Below are 727 nucleotides of genomic sequence, written 5' to 3'. Positions count from 1 at the left end.
TCTTTGCCAGTGCGCATAATCCGTATATTGAATTTCCAATGCTGGCAATGGGCTTTCTTTGTTGTCCACATAGGCACTGTATAGAGCTGTAAATTCCTTCACCAAGATACTCATAGACCAGCCATCGGAGGCTATGTGATGAAGAAGTACTTGTAATATGTGTTCATCTTCCGCTACTTTTAAGACTCGGGCTTTTAGCATCAGATCTTTTTCTAAATCAAAGGTATAAGACAAGCCAGCTTCTAACCATGAGGTAACCGCCTGCGTTTTCTGCTCTCGTGCAAACTCAGATACATCGTTCAATTCGACCATGTAATCCTGCGGTGATTGCAATACTTGAACTGGCTCAGCCTCTTCTTCTCTTTTAAAGACGGTACGCAATACACCGTGGCGATTCAAAATGCTGTTAAATGCTTTATTCATCTCAGCATACTGCAAAGCCCCAGACACCTTAAAGGCTACTGCCATATTGTATTGTGTACTGTTGCTATCGAGTTGATCTAAGAACCATAGCCTTAATTGGCCATAAGATAATATGCCTTGCTCTGTATTCATAGGCTGAATGGTAGGCATCTCACTATTTCTATCCAAATGTTGTATTTCTTTTGCCAGCTCTTGTAGCGTTTGAGCTGAAAATACACACTTCAATGGTAATGACACATTAAATGAAGCATTTACTCTGGTGGTCAATTTTGTCGCAAATAACGAGTGGCCACCTAAATCAAAA

General features: G+C 40.7%; 1 protein-coding gene. It reads right to left on the bottom strand.

Going from position 1 to position 727, the window contains the following annotated elements; genetic code table 11:
• The coding region (locus N480_RS16250; protein ID WP_231102272.1) for a condensation domain-containing protein at positions 1 to 727 on the bottom strand (727 nt) is incomplete at both ends.

The organism is Pseudoalteromonas luteoviolacea S2607 (assembly GCF_001625575.1).
Taxonomy (GTDB): domain Bacteria; phylum Pseudomonadota; class Gammaproteobacteria; order Enterobacterales; family Alteromonadaceae; genus Pseudoalteromonas; species Pseudoalteromonas luteoviolacea_E.
The sequence above is the reverse complement of the archived record's forward strand: the minus strand, read 5'-3'. Positions and strand labels throughout refer to the sequence as shown.